The organism is Serratia sp. MMO-28 (assembly GCF_037199905.1).
Classification (GTDB): domain Bacteria; phylum Pseudomonadota; class Gammaproteobacteria; order Enterobacterales; family Enterobacteriaceae; genus Chania; species Chania oryzae.
This window is the reverse complement of the sequence record NZ_JBBCVB010000009.1, coordinates 96988-114249: the sequence shown is the minus strand read 5'-3', so window position 1 is coordinate 114249 and position 17262 is coordinate 96988. Positions and strand designations below refer to the sequence as shown.

General features: G+C 54.7%; 13 protein-coding genes. 7 read left to right on the top strand and 6 right to left on the bottom strand.

Annotated features, from left to right (window positions below; all coding sequences use genetic code 11):
* Nucleotides 1–6 precede the first annotated feature (6 nt).
* A complete protein-coding gene (locus tag WG891_RS10200) occupies nucleotides 7–1407 on the bottom strand; it encodes a purine-cytosine permease family protein (protein ID WP_337262643.1) in 1401 nt (466 codons plus the stop codon).
* A 416-nt stretch (nucleotides 1408–1823) separates the two neighbouring features.
* On the opposite strand from WG891_RS10200, the gene WG891_RS10195 reads away from it, so the two are divergent.
* Nucleotides 1824–3089, top strand: a complete 1266-nt coding sequence (locus WG891_RS10195) for a flavin-containing monooxygenase (protein ID WP_337262644.1) — start codon at nucleotides 1824–1826, stop codon at nucleotides 3087–3089.
* 193 nt (nucleotides 3090–3282) lie between these two features.
* Here WG891_RS10195 and WG891_RS10190 read toward each other — a convergent pair whose 3' ends face one another.
* The 5 genes from WG891_RS10190 to WG891_RS10170 are packed head-to-tail and all read right to left on the bottom strand — an operon-like array spanning nucleotide 3283 to nucleotide 12723.
* Nucleotides 3283–4086 (bottom strand): YfaP family protein, encoded by an 804-nt coding sequence (locus tag WG891_RS10190; protein WP_443006139.1) that lies wholly within the window; start codon nucleotides 4084–4086, stop codon nucleotides 3283–3285.
* A gap of 29 nt (nucleotides 4087–4115) precedes the next feature.
* Entirely contained in the window at nucleotides 4116–5759 is a 1644-nt protein-coding gene (locus WG891_RS10185) for a DUF2300 domain-containing protein (protein WP_337262645.1), read from the bottom strand.
* Between the two features lie 3 nt (nucleotides 5760–5762).
* Entirely contained in the window at nucleotides 5763–10397 is a 4635-nt protein-coding gene (locus tag WG891_RS10180) for an alpha-2-macroglobulin family protein (protein WP_337262646.1), read from the bottom strand.
* On the bottom strand, nucleotides 10331–10972 hold the full coding sequence (locus tag WG891_RS10175) for a DUF1175 domain-containing protein (RefSeq protein ID WP_337262647.1): 642 nt from the start codon (nucleotides 10970–10972) through the stop codon (nucleotides 10331–10333). The genes WG891_RS10180 and WG891_RS10175 overlap by 67 nt, the downstream gene beginning before the upstream one ends.
* Nucleotides 10969–12723: a DUF2138 domain-containing protein gene (locus tag WG891_RS10170; RefSeq protein WP_337262648.1), complete on the bottom strand. Its 1755-nt coding sequence runs from the start codon at nucleotides 12721–12723 to the stop codon at nucleotides 10969–10971. Before WG891_RS10170 ends, WG891_RS10175 begins: the two co-directional genes overlap by 4 nt.
* Before the next feature lie 911 nt (nucleotides 12724–13634).
* On the opposite strand from WG891_RS10170, the gene WG891_RS10165 reads away from it, so the two are divergent.
* The 6 genes from WG891_RS10165 to WG891_RS10140 all read left to right on the top strand — a co-directional run bounded on the left by WG891_RS10165 (nucleotide 13635) and on the right by WG891_RS10140 (nucleotide 17260).
* The gene (locus tag WG891_RS10165) at nucleotides 13635–14024 is read left to right on the top strand and encodes a hypothetical protein (RefSeq protein WP_337262649.1); all 390 of its coding nucleotides are present in this window, start codon (nucleotides 13635–13637) and stop codon (nucleotides 14022–14024) included.
* A 78-nt stretch (nucleotides 14025–14102) separates the two neighbouring features.
* Nucleotides 14103–15161, top strand: coding sequence for a methyltransferase (locus WG891_RS10160; RefSeq protein WP_337262650.1), 1059 nt, complete (start codon nucleotides 14103–14105; stop codon nucleotides 15159–15161).
* Nucleotides 15162–15225: 64 nt separating this feature from the next.
* Complete coding sequence (locus WG891_RS10155; protein WP_337262651.1) at nucleotides 15226–15948, top strand: beta-ketoacyl synthase chain length factor; 723 nt, start codon at nucleotides 15226–15228, stop codon at nucleotides 15946–15948.
* A complete protein-coding gene (locus WG891_RS10150; protein WP_337262652.1) occupies nucleotides 15945–16766 on the top strand; it encodes a lysophospholipid acyltransferase family protein in 822 nt (273 codons plus the stop codon). The genes WG891_RS10155 and WG891_RS10150 overlap by 4 nt, the downstream gene beginning before the upstream one ends.
* Nucleotides 16741–16998 (top strand): phosphopantetheine-binding protein, encoded by a 258-nt coding sequence (locus tag WG891_RS10145; protein WP_156294522.1) that lies wholly within the window; start codon nucleotides 16741–16743, stop codon nucleotides 16996–16998. Before WG891_RS10150 ends, WG891_RS10145 begins: the two co-directional genes overlap by 26 nt.
* A 10-nt stretch (nucleotides 16999–17008) precedes the next feature.
* Nucleotides 17009–17260, top strand: a complete 252-nt coding sequence (locus WG891_RS10140) for an acyl carrier protein (protein ID WP_156294523.1) — start codon at nucleotides 17009–17011, stop codon at nucleotides 17258–17260.
* Nucleotides 17261–17262 lie beyond the last annotated feature (2 nt).

The window sequence follows — 17262 nt, the reverse complement described above, 5'->3', positions numbered from 1 at the left end:
TATATCCTAAATAATTCGCGTGGCTGACAGAGGGGGCTGGGCGTTATCACGCTTTGCCAGCCAGTAATACAGCGGTGAGGTCACTACTAACCCCACCAGCCAGGAAAGATCGGCACCGTTAATATGAGCTGAAATAGGCCCTACGTATAATGGCGTATTCATAAACGGGATCTGTACCAGAATACCAATGGCATAAGCCCATAATGCCTGTGGATTGAAATAACCGTAGATGCCGCCATTCGCCTGGAAGATCGAGCTAATATCGTATTGACCTTTATGAATGGCATAAAAATCGATTAAATTGATGGCGGTCCAGGGGACCAATACCACCAATAGCGCCAACACCAAATCCACAAAATGGCCGATAAAATCTGCCGATGAGTAAATGGCGGCAACGCAGCAGCACACCAAAACCATAATGGATAACACCGCGCGGCTGTTAGCGGTAGGGATCCAACGCCAGGAAAAGGTCTGAACTAAGGTAATCAACGATATCACCGCGCCATACAGGTTCAGTGCATTGTGGCTAATCACGCTCAGCAGGAATAACACCAACATTAAAGAGCCAAGCGCACCGGTCGCCAGCTTCACCGCATCCATGGTGTCCATACCGATAGGCGTAGCCAGTACCGCGACCGCCCCAAAGATAAACGACAGGCTCGAACCCAATACCGAACCGAGATAGGTGGCCCAGAAGGTGGCCGACACGGAAACCTCTGCCGGTAGATAACGTGAATAATCAGAAACGTAAGGCGCAAAAGCAATTTGCCACAGCGCCGCCAGCGACACCGTGGCCAGCCAGCCGGAAATAGTAAAGCCGCCGCGCGTCAGAAAATCGGTGGTATGTATATGGGTAAAGATATAGCCAAACCCCAGCACAATGCCGATCCCCAGTACCCAGGTTCCAATCCGGTTAAGCACATGAATAAAGCGATAACCGATAATGCCAATCACGCAGGAACCTGCCGCACCCACGATAATCCCTACCGGCACCGATATGCTGTTCACCACGCCATGCAGGGACTTGCCCGCCAGGACAATATTGGAGGTAAAGAAACCGACATACATCACCCCGGCGATCGCCACCACCAGCAAAGAGCCTAACGAACCGAATTGAGCACGGCTCTGGATCATCTGGGGAATGCCCATTTGTGGCCCTTGGGCCGAGTGCAGGGCCATAAAGATCCCGCCGATAAAGTGCCCTACCAGAATGGCGATCGCTCCCCACAGCAGATTCAAATGAAATAACTGTATGCCCAGTGCACCAGTCACAATAGGTAAAGGGGCAATATTGCCGCCGAACCAAAGCGTGAATAAATCCCGCACTTTCCCATGGCGCTCTTCCGTGGGAATATAACCTATCGTGTGTTTTTCAATCAGCGGTGGCGATGACTCAGCGATGGACATGGTGAACTCCAGGTTAAGAAAATTATTATTGTGATAGGACGGTAGCCGTTATTATCGGCCGCATTTTCTTATTGGAGTGATAATGGACATTGATGGAGTGATAGATAAAATATTAATTTTGTTATCTGAGAGAATAAAAAAGCTGCCTTATCAGGTTCCCGCTTGCATCATTAATTTATATTCAACCCTTAGTTTAATAATATTTTACCCATTCATCTCCATTCCATAGTCTTGCCCATCTATGCCCAAGCTATCCCCAAGTTACTTCAAGATACAGGTAGGCGGCAATCGAACGAAATCCCGATGAGCTTACATTAGTAAGTGATTCGGGTGAGTGAGAGCAGCCAACACCCCTGCATCTTGAAGGGCGACGGGGATATTTCTCATAACCGAATAACCAGGCTAAGGATGCAGATATGACATCAGACAACATCAACATTGATACGCTAGTGGTAGGGGCCGGTCAGGCTGGGGTAGCGATGAGCGAACACCTGACCAAACTGGGTATTCCACATTTAGTGCTGGAAAAGAATCGGATAGCCGAAGCCTGGCGTACCGGGCGCTGGGACTCTCTGGTGGCGAACGGCCCAGCCTGGCACGATCGCTTCCCAGGGATGGCATTTACCGGTGTCGATCCCGATGGCTTCGTGCCGAAAGAGCAGATTGCCGATTATTTTGCTGCCTATGCGGATAAATTCAACGCCCCGATTCGCACTGGCGTAGAGGTGAAACGGGTACAGCGCAACCTTGGCCGCCCCGGTTTTAGCATTGAAACCAGCGAGGGCATCATCGAGGCAAACCATGTGGTGGCCGCCACCGGCCCGTTTCAGCGCCCGGCGATCCCGGCTATCGCCCCCCAGGATCCGAGGATCACTCAGCTTCACTCGGCGCATTACCGTAACCCGCAACAGTTGCCCACAGGAGCGGTGCTGGTTGTCGGCGCCGGCTCATCCGGGGTACAGATTGCCGACGAACTGAGGCGGGCCGGAAAGCAGGTCTACCTCTCCGTTGGCGCACACGATCGCCCGCCCCGTTCTTATCGCAACCGCGACTTCTGCTGGTGGTTAGGCGTGCTGGGGTTGTGGGATGCGGCAGTGAGCCAACCGGGTAAAGAGCATGTGACGATTGCCGTCACGGGGGCTCACGGCGGCTATACGGTAGATTTCCGCGAACTGGCGCATGAAGGGGTGACGCTGGTTGGCCTGACTCGCTCTTTCCAGGATGGCAGCGTCACTTTCGCTGGCGATCTGAAAGAAAATATTGCCCGTGGCGATGAAAATTACCTGGAACTCTTGGATGCCGCAGATGCTTACATCGCCCGCAATGGGTTGGATCTGCCCGAAGAGCCGACGGCCCGCCACATTTTACCCGACCCGGAATGCATCACTGACCCGATTCTGCAGCTTAATTTATCCGCGGCGGGCATCACCTCGATTATCTGGGCCACGGGATACACGGTTGACTATGGCTGGCTCAAGGTAGACGCCTTTGATGATCGGGGCAAACCCCAGCACCAGCGCGGAGTTTCCAGCGAGCCCGGCGTCTATTTCTTAGGCCTGCCTTGGCTGTCGCGGCGCGGCTCAACCTTTATTTGGGGCGTCTGGCATGACGCTAAGTACATTGCCGACCATATCGCTACGCAACGCAGCTATTGGCAATATCGCGATGCCGGGCAGCGTTAAGCGTATTTGTGGGGGTATCCTCGTGGGCTATTCCTTATGCATATGTTGGACGAGTATTTATTTCGGTCGCTAAGCATGTTGTGTTCACTTGGCAATGTAGTGAACGCGCCCGAGCAGGGGGTTCAAGAGGCCAGCCCCCTGCACCCCGGCCCTTGCCATATCAGGTGGTCGCTGTGCGCCTTCCCTCCCCTACCTATCCCCGGCTCGAATAGCTGAATTTTTTTACCAACGTCAGTTCACCAGGATTACGCATTGGCACAATCACGGTTTCCTGCTTCTCATTCGGGGTACCTTCCTCGGTCACAATAGTGAGCTGCGCCGTCGTCAGGATCTCTTCCCCTCTGCCGCCATAATAGTTGACATACACCAGATACTGGCCGCTTTCAGGTGCTGGTGAAGAGAAGATCTCAGGGCCGTAACCGGTGGTCACATCCACATCCAGTGCCCCGCCATTCGCTAACTGCCGGCCACCATACCAGGCATGCCCACCGTCAGGAGTCACCACATGCAGATCGAGATCGGTATTATCCGTATCCCATGAGAGCACCAAGCGTAAACGCGCCGGGATCGCCCCGTTGCCTCTTTGCGCATAAAACTGGGTACGGTGTTTCGCAACACGATCGGGGCTACGGACTTCAACGCCGTTGCTGCCTTGCGGAAAGATATAAGGGCGGTTAAAACTGCCATCCTCCTGAATTTTCAGCGGCATACTGACGCCGTTCACGATCAAGCGCCCCGGCTCCTGTTTAGCCTTGCTGTCTGGCTTGGGGAAGTCTTTAATCTTCCCCTTGATCAGCGCCTGTGCTGACTGGCTCGCCGGTGAATTCACCGATGATGCCGGATAATTTACCTGTTGGGAGAAATCGGCCCCTTCACCCGAAGTGTCATGCCACCCGGCAAGCGGGGTATCGATATCAACGCGCTGTTCGGCCAATGCCGAGGTGGCCACTACCATTAACAGTAACGGACCTATGCCACACAACCGACGAATAATCATAGTGTTATCCTAAATCCTTTAGTGATGCCCTATTCCAGCAAGAGATGGCGGGCAAGCTGCTCGACAAACTCTTCATCCTGACCACTAGGGTGGGCCGCAAAGGCCAAATGTAAATATTCATGGGCCAAATCCAGCCGGTCCTGCAAGGAGTAGAGATCCCGAACGTAGATACGGCTGTACATGCGATCAACATGGGGCTTGCCGGAGAGTAAGCGGCATACGGTGAACTGCCCCACAGGTGTGTAACCCGGCTGAATGTCCAAGGCTTCACGCCAGCGTTTCTGTTGAGTGACTAACCAGGCTTCGGCTTCCGGTATCGCCTGGCACAACGCTTCTGGCCGATCCCAGCGCCCCAGGTTAGCCCGTGGGTAGGCATGAGCTAAAATCGCGTCATAGCGCATTCCCTGTTGGGCTTGAGACACCGCCTGCTGCCAGGACAAACGGTTACTGCCAGCCTGATCGAGATGGTAAGTCACTGGCGCACCGGCCAGTACCAGATCGGCACTCCAGGCAGCAATCGCACGCGCCGCCGCCGTTGCAGGCTCGGGAGCGACACGCTGGCTGGCGCTGCTGTCGGCGATCAGTAAGCACTCCCCGGCGCGCGCGGCGTTCTGCAGCAGGTAAGTGCGGATCGCCACCGCCAACGCCTTCGCCGCTTCAGCAGGTTGGGCTGCGGCTTCACGCTGTAGTACCCGAGCCACGTACTCTTCTCGATCAAGACGGGCCGTCAGGGTCAATCGCCCCGAATCCATACGCAGGAAAAGCTCACCCAGGCTCTCGATCGCCTGAAAGTTGCCATTGCTGAACTCAACCTGATAGCGCCCGCGTAATGCCCCCGGTTCGACCGGTGTTGGCTCACCGCTGCGGCGTACGGCAACGATCGGGTAACGATCAAACATGTTCACCACCACGCAACCCAGAGGATCCACCGGTTGCGCCTGCGGTAACACGTTGTTCAGCACGCTGGCATAGTTTTGCAGGACCGTTTTACTGGTCCCTGGGGCTTCCCCCCACAGCGGCGTGCCGTCCATCAGCCATCCCGCAAAGCCACCTTGGCGCTGCTCAGGATCCTGCTCGTCGTGCCAGCTCCAGGTTTTTATCCGTAACCGGCTGCCTAATGCCCCCGCCAACTTACCCTCAGCGGGTAATAGCACCTCCAGCAACAGGTTACGCGCCTGTTGCTGGCCCGGCAGCGTAGCCAAAACCGCCAACAGTTCGGCAACCGACACCCGCTTTGCGGGCTGCAACTGGGCCAGATCCTGCAACCAGGCCGGGCTCTGCTGGCGTTGCCAATAGCTGGCCCACTGTTGCGGATCCAGCTGCAGACGCTGAGGGCTGAAGTAGAGGCCGCACGATTGCACCAAGGCCCGATCGCGCCCAATCTTTTGCCCCGGCTCGCAGCAATAAACCTCTTCCTGCGGCTGACTGCCGTTGCAGGTGTACTCTGGCTCATGCTGTTGCGTGTCTACCAGGTAGGCATACACCAGCAGCTTCCAGATACTGCCCAGCGGCGTGGTGAGCGTGGCTGGCAGCGGTTGCTGGGCAAGCTGCTGGTTCTGGCTCAGAATGAGCAGTTGGTTTTCCTGGCCCTGCTGCAACGCCAGCTGCAGCCGCGGTTCCGCACTCAGCGCAACCGCAGGCAACATCAGCAGCCACCACAACCAACGCCACATCGATTATTTCACCGTCACGGCTTTCAGGCCGCGGCTGTTTTCCGTTGCCGCTTCCTGCGGCGCATACATGCGCGAATAACGGATCGGCGGCAGCAGGAACTCCCCTTTCTGTGAGAAGCGGATCAGATGACGGTAGACCTTGCTTTCCACCAGTTCATCCACCGGCACCACATAGGAGAGCTGGCCCATCTCATTGCGGGCTTTCTCCAGCGGTATCCCACCCTTGCCACTCAGCCCCGACACCGTAATGCCCCAGGTCGTGCGCTCAACGTCCGCCCCCGGCGGCAATGGCACCTCGAGCAGCATATAGCGCTGCGGCACATCGCTTTTGTTGGTTAACGTCACTTCATCCAGATAGAGCGCATCGCTGGCAAGCGCTTCATTTGGCCCGACAGGAAGTACCGAAAACTCAAAGGCTTTATCCCCGGGAACCAGCTTCAGTAAGCGATGGCTGATATCCACCGGTAGCGGTTGTTTTGCCCGATCAACGCCCGCGGCGGCCAGCGGCAGGCTAAAGTTAACTGAAACATCCATGGATTGTGCTAAATCAGCTGGCAGTTCAAGCGGCGGGACCGGCTCCTTACCTGTCCACTGCCAGTAACGTTCCCCCAGGGTTCCCTGTAACGCCGCCCAGCCCGCTCCCGGGTTAAATTCCACCTGCGATGTGGCGGTGCCTAGCGAATTGTACAGCCAAGCCAAAGCCAACGCGCGCTCCGGGCCCGGCTGTGACGGTAGCAGTTGCGGCAACAGCCAGGCGACCTGCTCGGCATCTGCCCCGCTGGTGCGCCAGATAGCCGGATAGGCAAACGGATGCTGGCTATAGGCAATAAACTGCTGGCTTTGTTTTAACGCCTGCAATTCCTGCTCCTGCAGCCGGTAACCTGGCGTTTGCTGTAACAGCGAATAGGTCAGCACCCGTGCCACGGCCAGCCCCAGCTTAGAATTGGGGGCCGCCATCACCAGGCTGTCGGTTTCTGCCAGCGCATTGCCTTCCACCGCAGTGGCATTTGGCAATGACTCCGCCAACCCTTGCAACATGCTGGTCACCGGTAAATGCATCTCCTGCGCAAAGGACAGCAGCAGCGCACGGTGCAGCATTGGCATTTCGTCCGCCTGCTGTGCATACACATCCAGCAAGCGCTGCCAGTGTTCTGCCGGGATCGCCACACCTAACGCCTGGCTGGCGTACCAATCCGCGTAATAGGCGTAGGCGGTCAGGAAGGCATCAGGATCCCCCTCCTCACCCCACCAGGTGAACTTGGCCCCAGGCCCGGCCATCTGCATCAGGCGCTGACGGTTATTCTGCATAATCTGCCGCAGGGCATCCCCCCGCTGCGTGTCTTCTTTCGCCAACATGTTATAGGCCAGGCTCAAAGGCAACAGGCGGCTGGCAGTGTTAATCACGCCGCCGAAAGGCTCATTCAGCAAGTCATCCAAACTGCTGCGGAACAGCGATTGCGCATCACCATTGATGCGCAGCCGAACGTCATCAGCCCCGGTCGGCAAGTTCAGATTATTGCTGCCGCCATGCAGGCGGATATCCCGCTGTTGCGGCACCGACCAGTTATCTTCGAGCACTTTCAGGTCAACGCTCAGGGTATCCAGCACCTGGCCGTTTCTCACCACCTCGGAGATCCAGCGCCCGGAATGCATCGCTTCCACCGGCTGGCTGACATAGTTCACCCCTTCATGCAGGGTGAGCGGCTGAGTCAGAGTCTGATCGCCATAGCGCGTGCGCAGCTCTACCGCTGCTGGTTGCTTGTCCTGACTGAAGATAAACAGCCCAGGCTGCGGGCGATCGCCCTGGCGGAACTGCGTTGCCCCGCTCCATTTCAGGTAGAGCGGCTTCTCTGAACGGGTAAAGCCCTGTTTCTGCCCCACCTGCCCCTGCGGATTCTGTGCGCGTACCGTGATCCGCCAGCGGGTCAATGAATCCGGCATCCGGAAGCTGAAGGTGGCCTTGCCGTTGGCGTCAGTAACCAAATCCGGCTGCCAGGCCGCCGTATCCACATCCTCACGGCGCGGGCGCTCCAGCACCTTGACGCTGCGATCGCTGCGGTTGGTGCGCCCTGGCGCGGTGAGCGAGCCCGGTAGTGCCAGATCGTAGGCAATAAACGACAGGCTGGCGCTGGTACGTACATTGTTGCGGCGCGGATGATAGAAGAACTGCTCGATAGCCGGGGCGATCTCCGGCTGCAGGGCATAGATCATCTCATCCACCACGCTCACGGTCAGATGAGCGGCGACGGGTTTACCGGCAAACTGGGTATCCAACGCCACCTTCACCGTTTCACCCGGTTGGTAAACGGCTTTATCGGTTTTGATAGCAATATCAATGCTCGGCATCGAGACTTTGATCCCGGCATTCTGGAAGCTGTACTGCCCGCCTTTGCTATACAACACCGAAAAAGTGAGGTTGGGCGCAAAATTCTCCTGCACGGCGATGTGAGCAAGATACTGCGTATCGCTCAGGCGCTGCATTTTGATCCACTCGGCCCCGCTGGCCAGTAACGCGATCTTCTCTACCTTGTCGCGCTCCAGCGTCAGCAATGCGTGATCAACCGGCTCCGGGAAAGTGATCAACGCCTGGGCAATTTCACCCACCTGGTATTGCCCTTTATCCATCACGATCTCAACGCTGCCCGGCACGGATTTCTCTCCTGGGCCGCTGACCGTATGGCTGGTAGCCCCCAGGATCATGCCCTGCTCGCTTCTCAGGGTCACCGTGTAAGTACCGGGTTTCTCGAAGGCAATGGTAAAGGCTTGCTCCGCCGCCGGTAACGGCGCCGTGGTAAGTTGACGATCTTCCAGCCGCAACCACTCATAAGTGGTTGGCGTCGCACCGCTGCCCTGCACATTACGGAAGCTGAATGCCACCGCTTCGCCAGCCTGGCTAAAACGCTTTGGCGCAGCGATCTCATAACGCGATGCGCCGCGCTCAATCAGGATCTCGCGGGTGGTTTTGACCCGGTAGGCCGCCCCATCGCTGGCAAAGATAGTTAACAGATAGCGGCTCGGTTTATCCACCGCGGGCAGATCCAGCTTGGCATGGCCTTTGTCATCGGTAGCCAACTGTGCCGTTTTCAGGGCAACTGGGAATTTGCCCTGGTACTGCAGATCGTTGCTGACCATCGAAAGCTGCTGGCTGTAAAGGCTAAGATCCAGGCGCGCATTAGCCACCGGCTTGCCGTCGGGGTAGAGCAGCACGATGTCACCGGTCACCGGCTCATTGGTGCGAAAATCGGTTTTCGCCATCGCCAGTGAGATTTCGAAGTGCGGTTTAAGGTAGCTGGCCACGCGGAATGAGCTGCTATAGACCTGATTATTGTAGGTAGTACGGAGTTCATATCCCCCCGCCACAGCGTTTTCTGGCAGTTGGAAACGGCCCTGAGCCCCCGACTTGCCATCGATCTGCAGGTTTAGGGTCTGCAATTCCGCGCCGTTGGCATCCAACACGGTTAAGGCCACGGCCGCAGGTTTGATCGCCACAGAATCCAGCGCATTCTTGAATTCACGCCCCAGCAGTTTGATCTCGACCCAATCACCAGGACGATACAGCGGGCGATCGGTAAAGGCATACAGCTTGGTATCGTAAATCTCGCTGTCGTAATAAAAGTTCTCTGAAACGAACACCCCACCTTCGCGATCTTCGCCCAGCAGATAGGAGCGTTCTGGCGCAATATGGCGCAGATTCAGCAGGCCGTTGCTGTCCGTCTGACCACTGCTCAGGATGCCCAGCCCGTCGCTCCACAGGATCTGGCTGCCACCCACCGCCTGGCCGTCATGGCGGTTAGCCGTCCACACCAGCAGTTCGTTGCCGGAAATCTTGCTCAACGCAACGGTATTGGCCACAAACACCACCGTGGTAGCGCGGTGGTTGCCAATCAGAGCTTCCACCAGATACAAACCCGGCTTCAACTTGCCCAGCGGAATGTAGACATTCCCCGGCAACGGCTCAATAAACCGGCTGGATGACCCTTCCATTTTTACCTGTTCCGGCGGCTGGATCGGCTGGGCGTCCCACAGCGGGTAGCGGAACTGGCTAATCAGCGGCAGGTTTTTCAGCGGCGCAAACTGAGGCTGGACCACAAACTTGCTCGGTGCCGCCAGGGCCTCACCGATTTTCAACTCCGGCAATGCGTTGGTCACTTCCTGCCGAGCATCAAAGGAAAAGGTCCGTTGCATTACGCGGCGCGATTTGCCGTACCAGTTATCCCACAGGTACGACAGGGTGTTGGATAAACCTTCCCCCTGATATTGCCCTTCCAGCATGATGCGATGCAGGTTTTTCTGTTTTTTCAGGAATTCCATCGGCCGATCGATCCGATACAACCGGATATCCACCCCGCCGTACTGCTCGACCTCAAAGCGACGATAGTCACGCCCTGGCGCCTCCAGGCGCACTTTGGCCACTTCATCACTGGCAAAGCTGCTGTCAGAAAGCAGGAAAAAGGATTGTTTGGGGATCGAATAATCACTCGCTGGCAGGCTGCCTTCGGCCTGCACCTGGGCCATCGGCAGTAACAGCGCGACCCCGATCAGCAGTTTGCGGCACTGGCGTAGCAATCTATTCATCGTGACAGGAAGCCCAAGCGATAAATGCCAATGAAGTTGGGGTTCGATTCGTCGGGTATCCATCGGGTATCCTTCCATTTCATCAATTGTTGCATGCTCACCGCACGCATTCCGTTATCCGTCGGGGTGGTTGTTCCAGTGTGATAGGCGATATAGCGGCCCATCCAGATCATCAGGTGCTGTTCATCGCCCTGATCAAAAAACAGCAGATCGCCGGGCTGTGCCTGATTCAGGTTGCGGCCCAGCAGTTGGCTATTGAATTGAATCAGCTTGATGGCATCCACATAGGGGCCCTGCTGGCCACCGCCTTGCTGCCAGCGCTGGGCAAACTGCCGCTGCTGTGGGCTGATGACCAGCTCTGGCGGCAGGTAACGATTGGATAAACCGTTCGCCCGCAGCCATTTGCTGTCATGAACCTTCAGCGACTCATTGGCGGCAAACCGCACCAGCCCGGCACAATCCTGTTGATACCAGCGCGCACTCGGCCCCTGATTCAGTTGCTCTTCAGCAATGCGCACAAACCAGGCACGAAAACGGGTTGATTGTTCAGGGTCGAGCGGTGCCACCGGGGTTTCAGCCTGAGCTTGCCAGGTAAAAAACAGCACCGCACTGAGCAGGCATAGCGCTATTGACCTCATAGCCCCTGCCATTTCAGCGGTATCCACTGCCAAGGTTCTTTCACCTCAGTATTGGCCGGCAGGACCAGGGCATAACTCTGCTGCCCGGCCAAGGCGGTCAGCTTGGGTAGCAACAGCGTCTGCGCCGCGTTATGGAAGATGGGTTCCAGGTTCTTCGGCAGGCTGGCGAACACTTCCTGTTTAAACAGCCCCGACAAAGCCTCCGGGGCCATATAAACCGGCACCACCGCCTGCGGTGGTAACACATCGGCGATCGGCGGGAAGTTTTTATCCAGCGTCTGTAAAGCTTTGTTCACCAGTTTGTCATCCAGTGAAAACAGCAGGGTCTGCTGATGGCGCGCCAGGCTGACGCGGAAGAACTGACTGCCCGCCAGACTTTCCTGCACCCTGGACTCGCTGAGCGGATACTGGCCGTAACGGGAGCTGACTTCACGCTGCCACAGATGAGCCTGGTTTTTGTTACTTGTTACCACCGGCACCGGCTGTTTCTCTCTGGCACCGATCGCCGTGTCAAACAACGCCGCCAGTTTGCTGTCAACCTGCGCATCTGCTGTGTTTTCCAAACGGCCGACAAACAGCGGTGTATAAAGATGTGAGTCAGGGTACCAGCACAAACCGCTGATCCCGTTCATCGCCAACGATGAGGCATCGGCATGTTCAGTAGAATCGGCGTTATCACTGATGGCATCCACCCGTTGCAACAGGTATTCCGGCACGCTCTGCGACACCGGCAACGCCAGGCAGAAACTGGCCCCCATCGGCATGGTTTTCCAGACCGGGCTGAAATCAAAAGCGGCATCGCCCGCCGTTGATGGATCGTTCAGCGCCAGATAGCTCGCCCACCCTTGCGCTTGCATCTCAAACCGGACACCGGCAAACGCCGGGACAAAGCGCTGATAGCCAAACCCAAGATAGTTGGCGCTGACTGAAATGCGGTGAGCCATTTTATCGGCGGCGGAGGCGCTATCGCTGGCGGCATTGCGCGCCTTCAGGCCAAAACTTTCTGGCCAAGGGGTGCCGCCGCTCAACAAAGCGCTGGCAACCTGCGAGGAATCTTGCGAGGGTGCCTGCTGGTCATACAACATAGCGATATCGGAAAACAGCAGCAGATTGTCGCCGTGGCTGGCAAACAGCAGTGATTTATTAGCGCTGTAGCGCAATTGATACACCGAAACCGTTTCATTGCCGATCTTGAAAGGGGCGAAATCCATCCGTTCCAGTTGAGTATCATCCGCCGCCACCTTGGCTAACGGCTCCAGCAGGCGCGCCAAACCACCGAGTTTGATCACCGCCATAAAGTGATCGAGCCTGCCGCGCTCGTCATGCCAGAGCGCAATATTCGCCGGTTGGTCGAGGAGCGTCTCCAGCAGGTTATCGCGCAACGTTAACTCATGCTCAAAGATAATACGCCGCAGGCTACCGGCAATGCCCAGACGATCGGCATTGTTCTGGTAATAGAAAACCAGATCTTCCGTCAGGGTATCGCGTAGAAATGGGATCGCCAGCAGATCTTTAGGCAGCCGGCTCAGGGATTCGCTTTCGATCAACACATCGGGGTGATGGAGATCTATCTGCAGATCATTGTGCCAGACCAATTCTTTGGGAGGTGAAATTTGGTGAGGCAACATTAAAAAACGCTGAATACCCCACGTAGCGGCAGAAATCACTAAAATAATACCTACTGCCCAAAATCCATATTTACTGCGGCTTTGTTTTGCCACAGATGTAACATTCTTGTTATCAACAGTCATTATGGCCGTTCCACACCAGGCATGAGATATAACGCGACGCTTGAATGACCATGCGCCAAGAGATGAGCTCAACAAAAAACCAGAAATCATTGCTTTAATAATACTTTGCAAACCATATTATTATGACTGTAAATATGAAATAACCTTAAGTCTGCAAGCCCTGATTATTGTGGCAGTATACCCACCCGCATAGCGCGAGTCGAACAACAAATAATCTTATTTTTCAAGGTTTGCGATCTGTCTAGCAGTACCGGACATAGCTATCTTTCATCGATGATTTTTCAAGCGGAAAGAGGCAGGTTACTCATGTTTCCCCCGCTTCCCTCGTTTCCATTTAATGCTATCATTTTGCCTCGCCCTCAAGAAATATCAGATATACCTTAAATCAACAGGTATATCCCAGGAACTTTCTTGCAAAAAAAATTCACATTAATTTTTTTCAACTTTGCTCCCAGATAAATTTTGACCCCCTTATCAACCTATTAACAATTTAGGCATTGGGATAGGCTGGATAAAAATCAAACAGTTTATAGTGGCCTCTGTTGACGGGATAGGGGGAAGCGTGTAACCATATTTTCGTTTAGATCATCATTTATGATATATAGCTCGTTCTATTGCTGATATCTGACAGATCGCACGCGTTTATCGAATTCAAATCCGAATCGGGATCAGAAGTTAGGGAATTGAGACTGTTGCTTAAAACGCTGCGCCTCTTTCTGTCTGGCTAAAAATCCATAACGTGCATAAAACCAGACCAACTGCTGTGAAACCTGTCGCTATGAGCATGAATATTAATCACTTCTTTTAAAATGATAAAACCTAATAGACGGCAATTACAAAAAATAAAAAACCGTTGATTTTATTGGTTATTTTAATTGGATTCTACACCTTGAACAAACGGAGATTGTATTATGAAAAAAACCGCTAAATGGTTTGTCGCTCTTGCAATAATGGGTTCTTTGGCTGGCTGTTCGCGTACTGCGCCAGTTGCTCAAATCCATACCACCGTCACCGCTGGCCATACAGAAGCACAGGTAAGAACCGCCATTCTCAAAGCGGGCATTCAACGGCAATGGATCATGACAGAAGCTGGCCCTGGCGTGATTAATGGCCGCCTGCAAGCTCGCGATCACGTTGCCGAAATCCGTATCAATTATTCCGCCACCAGCTATTCCATCAACTATGCCAACAGCCTCAATCTGCAATCCTCAGGTGGCAAGATTCATAAGAGCTACAACCGTTGGGTACTTAATCTCGATAAAGATATTCAGTTAAACCTGTCTGCAGGTGCCGCACTGTAACCTTTAACGCTGATTTAAATTGGGCCAGCAACGGCCCAATAACACCCTTTTGTACCCGGTTAAGAGGTTGCTCAACAAATGTACGAACAGGACTCGCTCAGTGCACTTGATGCCATTACTGAAGCGCAGCGTATTGCCTTTGCACCGATGCTGTTTCAAACCGCGCTTTGCCTGCGCAACACTGGCGTACTGGCTTATCTGGATAAACAAGGAAAGTGTGGCGCTCCGCTTGAGGATATCACCGCTAACAGCAGCGTGAATGAATACGCCATCAGCGTGTTGCTGGATATGGGGTTAAGCGGGCGTATCGTTACCCATAAAAATGGGCATTACTTCATCGCCAAAGTGGGGCATTTTCTGCTCCACGATACCATGACTCGGGTGAATATGGATTTCACTCAGGATGTCTGTTACCAAGGGCTGTTCTCTTTAGAGAATGCGCTTAAAGAAGGGAAGCCAACGGGGTTAAAAGTGTTTGGCGAGTGGCCAACCATTTATCCGGCGTTATCACAATTACCCCAGGCGGCACGCGAAAGCTGGTTCGCCTTTGATCATTACTATTCGGACGGTGCTTTTAATGCCGCATTGCCGTATGTTTTCGCCCACAAACCGGCCACCTTATACGACGTGGGTGGTAATACCGGAAAATGGGCGTTACGTTGCTGCCAGTTTGATGATGACGTCAGCATTACCCTGTTAGATCTGCCGCAACAAATCGCGCTAGCACGCGAGAATGTTGAAAACGCAGGATTAACACACCGCATCGGTTTCCATGCGGTCGATATGCTCAGCGACGCCCCATTGCCCGGCGAAGCGGATATCTGGTGGATGAGCCAGTTTCTTGACTGCTTCTCACCGGAGCAAATCGTTACCATGTTGAAAAAGGTCTGGCACGTAATGAAGCCAGGTGCTCGGCTATGCATCATGGAGCTGTTCTGGGATGCACAAAAATTTGAAGCCGCCTCGTTCAGCCTGAATGCTTCATCGCTCTATTTTACCTGCATGGCTAACGGCAACAGCCGTTTTTATAGCGTTGAGAAGTTTTATCGTTACCTTGAAATGGCCGGTTTCCAGGTAGAGCAACGCGTTGACAACCTTGGGGTGGGGCATACCTTACTGATATGTCAGAAACCTTAAGCCTGCGCTGCGTTGACATCCTGCAACCTCGGCAGAGTCACCCACTTGCTGCGGATGTGCACCGATGAACCTGACCTTAAACCTTATCGACTGGCAGGCCAGAGCACCAGGCTTAGGCGACGCCTCGCAGTGGTGCCAATGGGCAAACCAGCCCCATGCTATTGATCCCGCGGCATCTCAGGCCAAGCTGACCGAGCTTTCGATGATGACAGCGCGCCGCCTGGCTTCCGGCAGCAGGTTGGCGGTGGAGTGTGGGCTGGCGATGCTACGCCGCCATCAGATCGATGCGGTGTTGTACACCAGCCGCCACGGTGAGCTTGAGCGCAATTATCGTATTCTGGAGGCGATGGCGACTCAGCAACCTGTTTCGCCTACCGATTTTACCATGTCCGTGCACAACTCTGCGGTGGGTCATTTGACCATCGCGGCGCAAAAACCGCTGGTCTCCTCCTCACTTTCTGCTGGCATTGATACCTTCCAGCAAGGATTGTGCGAAGTGATTGGCCTATTACAGGCCGGTTATCAGCGGGTATTGATGGTGGATTTTGACGGTATGCTGCCCGAGTTTTACCACCCTCACTTGCCAGAGAAAATGCCTACCTGGGCCTATGCGGTGGCGCTCGTGTTTGAAGCGGGTGCATCCTTGCAGTGCGCGAGCCAAACCGGCAGCGCTGGCGAAGAACCCGAACTACCGCAAAGCCTGCAATTCTTGCAGCATTATTTAAGCGCTAAACCAACGTTTGCGATCCCCGGCGAGAGATTAATATGGCTCTGGAGCCGAGCATGAGCCGCCTATATGCACGCCTAAACTGGGCTTGGCGCCTGGTAATGACCGGCTTGTGTTTTGCCCTGTTTGGCATTGGTGGCCTGCTGTTGTCGCTGGTGTGGTTTAACCTGCTGCTGGTGCTGTACCGCAACGATGCCAAGCGCCGCAGCCTGGCACGGCGCAGCATTGCCGCCAGCTTTCGCTTTTTTCTCTCGGCAGCGAAAACGCTGGGGGTGCTCGACTACCGCATTGAGGGGCTGGAACTCCTGCGCCAGGAGCGGGGTTGTCTGGTAGTGGCCAACCATCCGACCCTGATTGATTACGTGCTGCTGGCGTCGGTGATGCCCGAAACGGACTGCCTGGTGAAAAGCGCACTATTGCGTAATCCCTTTATCAGCGGAGTGATCCGCGCGGCCGGTTATCTGATCAATAGCCAGGCCGATGAATTATTGCCCGCCAGCCAACAGCGCTTGGCACAGGGTGATACCATCCTGATTTTCCCCGAGGGCACGCGCACACGTCAGGGTGAAAAGATGGTGCTGCAACGGGGTGCCGCCAATATTGCCGTGCGTTGTGGCAGTGATTTACGCGTGGTGCAGATCCACTGCAGCGAGCATCTGCTGGATAAACAGAGCAGATGGTATGACATTCCGCCCAACAAGCCCCTGTTTCAGGTGGTGGTTCGCGAGCGGGTGCAGATAAAACAATTTTTCGATGCGAAATCGCAAGAACCGGCTCTGGCCGCAAGGCAGCTCAACCGGCATCTTTTGCATCTGTTATCACCAGGTTTCCCCCCTTTGTCAGGAATAAATAATGCAAGCGCTTTATCTGGAAATTAAAAATCTCATCATCAATACGCTGAATCTGGATGAACTGTCCGCTGACGATATTGATACCAATGCGGCCCTGTTTGGTGAAGGCCTAGGGCTGGACTCCATCGACGCTCTCGAGTTGGGGCTGATGGTGAAAAACCAATATGGCGTCGTGCTTTCCGCCGAGAGTGATGAGATGCGTCAGCATTTCTACTCAGTGGCAACGCTGGCCGCTTTTATCCACGCTCAACGTGCCTGAGATACCCGCCATGACTGAACAACATGCTATTTATCAGGAAGTGTCCACGATTCTGAGCAAGCTGTTTGAAATCGACCCTGAGGACATCAAGCCAGAGGCGCGCCTGTATGAAGATCTGGAGCTGGACAGCATTGATGCTGTCGATGTGATCGTGCATCTGCAAAAGAAAACCGGTAAGAAAATCAAACCGGAAACCTTTAAATCCGTGCGCACCGTGCAGGATGTAGTCGATGCCGTAGAAAACCTGCTGCGAGAAGAGTAAGC

Excerpts from the sequence above, each read along its gene's own strand:
- WG891_RS10160 (WP_337262650.1), top strand. The coding sequence starts at position 14,103 with ATGTACGAACAGGACTCGCTCAGTGCACTTGATGCCATTACTGAAGCG.
- WG891_RS10190 (WP_443006139.1), bottom strand. The coding sequence starts at position 4,086 with ATGATTATTCGTCGGTTGTGTGGCATAGGTCCGTTACTGTTAATGGTA.
- WG891_RS10155 (WP_337262651.1), top strand. The coding sequence starts at position 15,226 with ATGAACCTGACCTTAAACCTTATCGACTGGCAGGCCAGAGCACCAGGC.
- WG891_RS10175 (WP_337262647.1), bottom strand. The coding sequence starts at position 10,972 with ATGAGGTCAATAGCGCTATGCCTGCTCAGTGCGGTGCTGTTTTTTACC.
- WG891_RS10180 (WP_337262646.1), bottom strand. The coding sequence starts at position 10,397 with ATGGATACCCGACGAATCGAACCCCAACTTCATTGGCATTTATCGCTT.
- WG891_RS10200 (WP_337262643.1), bottom strand. The coding sequence starts at position 1,407 with ATGTCCATCGCTGAGTCATCGCCACCGCTGATTGAAAAACACACGATA.
- WG891_RS10150 (WP_337262652.1), top strand. The coding sequence starts at position 15,945 with ATGAGCCGCCTATATGCACGCCTAAACTGGGCTTGGCGCCTGGTAATG.
- WG891_RS10140 (WP_156294523.1), top strand. The coding sequence starts at position 17,009 with ATGACTGAACAACATGCTATTTATCAGGAAGTGTCCACGATTCTGAGC.
- WG891_RS10195 (WP_337262644.1), top strand. The coding sequence starts at position 1,824 with ATGACATCAGACAACATCAACATTGATACGCTAGTGGTAGGGGCCGGT.
- WG891_RS10185 (WP_337262645.1), bottom strand. The coding sequence starts at position 5,759 with ATGTGGCGTTGGTTGTGGTGGCTGCTGATGTTGCCTGCGGTTGCGCTG.
- WG891_RS10170 (WP_337262648.1), bottom strand. The coding sequence starts at position 12,723 with ATGACTGTTGATAACAAGAATGTTACATCTGTGGCAAAACAAAGCCGC.
- WG891_RS10165 (WP_337262649.1), top strand. The coding sequence starts at position 13,635 with ATGAAAAAAACCGCTAAATGGTTTGTCGCTCTTGCAATAATGGGTTCT.
- WG891_RS10145 (WP_156294522.1), top strand. The coding sequence starts at position 16,741 with ATGCAAGCGCTTTATCTGGAAATTAAAAATCTCATCATCAATACGCTG.